5 protein-coding genes and 1 pseudogene are annotated in these 3,460 nt (G+C 44.7%); 2 read left to right on the top strand and 4 right to left on the bottom strand.

Translation table 11 applies throughout. From position 1 onward, the window contains the following. Positions 1-80 precede the first annotated feature (80 nt). On the bottom strand, positions 81-161 hold the full coding sequence (locus BM283_RS20765; RefSeq protein WP_368086458.1) for a hypothetical protein: 81 nt from the start codon (positions 159-161) through the stop codon (positions 81-83). Between the two features lie 522 nt (positions 162-683). On the opposite strand from BM283_RS20765, the gene BM283_RS17420 reads away from it, so the two are divergent. Together BM283_RS17420 and BM283_RS20760 are read left to right on the top strand one after the other, a co-directional pair. Next, the gene (locus tag BM283_RS17420) at positions 684-1,424 is read left to right on the top strand and encodes a hypothetical protein (protein ID WP_217646599.1); all 741 of its coding nucleotides are present in this window, start codon (positions 684-686) and stop codon (positions 1,422-1,424) included. Positions 1,425-1,546: 122 nt separating this feature from the next. Beyond that, positions 1,547-1,684, top strand: a pseudogene (locus BM283_RS20760) (integrase core domain-containing protein); the annotation flags it as partial. A 50-nt stretch (positions 1,685-1,734) separates the two neighbouring features. On the opposite strand, the gene BM283_RS17410 reads toward BM283_RS20760, so the two are convergent. The 3 genes from BM283_RS17410 to BM283_RS17400 all read right to left on the bottom strand — a co-directional run. Further along, a complete protein-coding gene (locus BM283_RS17410) occupies positions 1,735-1,929 on the bottom strand; it encodes an FAD-dependent oxidoreductase (RefSeq protein WP_090695386.1) in 195 nt (64 codons plus the stop codon). Positions 1,930-2,072: 143 nt separating this feature from the next. Then, complete coding sequence (locus BM283_RS17405; RefSeq protein WP_090695384.1) at positions 2,073-2,603, bottom strand: DUF4142 domain-containing protein; 531 nt, start codon at positions 2,601-2,603, stop codon at positions 2,073-2,075. 431 nt (positions 2,604-3,034) lie between these two features. Next, positions 3,035-3,460 (bottom strand): transposase (locus BM283_RS17400; protein ID WP_217646598.1); only part of this gene is annotated, 426 nt, incomplete at its 5' end.

Genomic DNA, 3,460 nt, shown 5'->3' with positions numbered 1-3,460 from the left:
TATCACCATTGAGTTTGACCCGTTTTTACCGAAATGGAATTACGTGGCTATTCCATCTGCCAGCATAATTTCTGGGGTTATTAAATCCTGATTCCTAAGGGATCTCCTTGTGGGTGGGTGGTATCGGGCACAATCTTACGCCAACCATGGCACGCAAGCATTCGGTATATGGCCGAAAGCGAAAGCGGGACACCCACTTCTGGCGCAACTTATCGGCAAACGGCGGAACCACCAATATTCCACCAACGCCGGCGCCGTCAAATATCTCCTGCAACAGCGCCTTCTCTTCTTCAAGCGATCGGTTTGCTTGATTACGCAGATTACGCTTGGCAACGGGCGCAGCCATTCTTCCAGTGGCTCGCTTGCAGTAATTTGTACGCAGTGTGCAGGTCTTGCCTTTTGATCGACCAATAGCAATGGCCGTCTGCTCCAGGCTCAGACCCAATTCGAATGGCAGAAGTAAAGCCTGTGCGCTACGCAGTTCATCGGCTGTTTTAGCGATCCGTACCGCATTTCGGGCCAATTCAAGATGCTCTTCACCACTTGCTAGTCTTGCAATAATTACCATCCATTTACGTGAGTCTGGATGACTTATTATTACATCTTATAACGCGAAATGGAATAATTACGCGGATTTAAGCTTTAGTGACGAAGAAGTCATTACTCTCTTCCTGTTCGGTGTAATGGACAAGCATAAAGAAATCAAAGGTATTTATGAGTATGCGGATCGTCATTTACGTGATTGGTTTCCGCGACTCCCGAGTTATGGAGCTTATGTTCAGCGCCTGAATCAGGGGGCTGATGTGTTTGCACCCTTATTGACACTGATTCAGCAGGAACAGGAAGTCAAGAACCCAGGGAAAGCTTGGCTGATCGATTCATTTCCGGTGGTATTAGCCAGGCAAGGCCATCGGTTTAAGGCGTGTGTAGCGAAAGAATTGGCGGATTCAGGTGATTGCTCAACCAGGAAGTTGTACTATCATGGTGTGCGGGTTCATATCATAGGACGCCGCCAACCAGGCTCATTGCCAGTCCCTAAGTATATTGGTGTGACTAGTGCTAGCGACCATGATGACAAGATATTTGATCAGATTCGGCCACAATTGCACCACAATGAGCTGTATGGTGATAAAGCTTATCAACGGCCCGACGCCGAAGAGGTCAGGCAAGCTCAGAATTTGACCGTCCTGATACCGGTTAAAAAACAAAAAGGGCAACCCTGTCTCGAACCACAGGATCAATGGTTGTCTACCGCGGTGTCTCGCGTGCGGCAACCAATTAAAGCATTATTTGCCTGGATTGAAGAAAAGCCAGGCATTAAATGTGCCAGCAAAGTTCGTTCTTATAAGGGGCTTATGGTGCATATATTCGGAAAGCTGGCTGCGGCTCTATTTTTCTGGAATTATTTACGAGTTAGCTCTTAATTCGCATTAAAAGATCATCATATTCAGATCAGCATGGATGGCAAGGGTTGCTACTATGACAACATTTTTGTTGAACGACTTTGGCGAACAGTTAAATATGAGCTTCATATACCAGAGAATTCAATAGTCTGAAGGAGATAAAGCAGAATTTATCCACATGGTTTGAATGGTACCATCAAGAACGATTTCATCAAAGCCTTGGCAGTCTTACGCCTGATGAAATCTACTATAATCATCGAAGAATTGATCGGGTTGCCTGAGCCAGATCAACTATACATGTCAGAGCTTAACCTTCTTTCAGGTTATCCAGTTACAGGGAACCACTACACACTCTATGCAAGCTCGATTCTACTTCCATTCGATTCTGATTCCAGGAAGCAGTTCTTCCACCAATAAAGGAACTTGCCTCGAGAATAGTAATTTTATATCCACAACTGGCAAGTTCCAGCCCAGCAGATAAACCTGCCAGACCACTACCTATAATAATAACTTTGGGTTTAGGCATGGTAAATTAATAATATAAGTTTGTAATATTGGCAGGATAAGCTATGTATACATCAACATTTCATCTTTGTTGCTTTGATTGAATATGAAATGCAATTCGATGCTCAAGCATGAGTACACCCAACAATGTACTTTAGTGTTGTATTAGCGTAATGATTCTTGAATCTTCTGAGCATGCTCTAAATGCGAGACGAGCGAGGGCCGAACTTTTTGCAGGAGAGCTTTTAATTCCTCGTTCTGTACGCCAGGTACGAGCTTGGTATCAGCAACATCAATAACCTGTTTGTGAAGCTTAACCTCTGCATCGATATAAGCTTTGTCAAACTCTTTTCCGCTCATATCTTTCAATTTGTCGATATTTTTCTCACCATCTGACTTAAGCGTCTTACTGATTTCATTATCCTTTGGAGTTACATTGAGTTTTTTTACTAAACTTTCTGCTTCCTTATTGACATCTGTATGATCACTGATCATGCGATGCGCATATGCCTTAACGTCTTCATTTGAAGCCTTTTCCTTGGCAAGCTGACCGTTTTTTATGTCTACCTGGTTGGCGGTGACGACAATGTGTGCAATTTCTGCATCACTAAGATCACCTTCTTTACTCTTGGTCTCTGCGTAAACCGCAAAAGTAGGCAGCATTAAAGCAACGGCTAACATGAGTAATTTTTTCATAAGATCTCCTTTTGATAGGTTGATATTACCGGACGGACAACGTGTCTTCCGATTAGCTATGATGAGGGAGAAGGCAAACTTATTCTGTTCGTTACCGCACACAAGCTAAACAATAAAGTCAATTACACATAGATTAATTGTAATTTTCAGATGACATATCTGCTATCATTCCGACGCGAAGAGTATCTGCTCGAGAGAAAAAGGGCCTTATCACCGCGCAAGTGGCCAAGCGTTGTTGTGTAGGTGTAGCGAGTATGGCGCGCTGGATCTAAGCGCCTAATCCCAGGACAATCCGCAACAAACCTTCCTCCTTTAGGTTACGCAGGCCCTTTTCCCAACTCCTGCCCGTTTGCTAATCGTCATGGACAGTGTGCGACATTCCACAAACAGCAGGATATCAAAACCACCATCACCAATCGGGCACATATAGCCTAACCAGTTAAGAATGATTCAGAATGTATAGGATTTGAAGAACATCTCAACGGTCTGGTTTTGTTGTTTACGCAGTGCTTTGGCCTGTGCCCATTTATGTTCAATAGGATTAAGATCAGGAGAATAAGCGGGTAATATTCAAGGGTGTGCCCAGCGTTTTGTATGGCCTCTTGCGTATCCTGCCTCTGATGGAAGGTGGCATTATCCATCACAACGACGGCATGTGACGGCAATTCAGGCAGCAGGTCCTGCATCGCCCATCCGTGAAACACATCGGCATTGATATTGATTGAAAACAGGCTAACGGTGAGCAATAGTTTTCCGATCAGGGCGCCAATCGCGTTGATACGACCTGGCGCATGCCAGTCATGGGTGCCATGGCATCTCTGGCCAGCAGGTGCATAACCGTGCGTGCGCGGTGCATC

It is taken from the genome of Nitrosomonas sp. Nm34 (assembly GCF_900113925.1).
Classification (GTDB): domain Bacteria; phylum Pseudomonadota; class Gammaproteobacteria; order Burkholderiales; family Nitrosomonadaceae; genus Nitrosomonas.
This window is presented reverse-complemented; position numbering and strand designations above follow the sequence as displayed.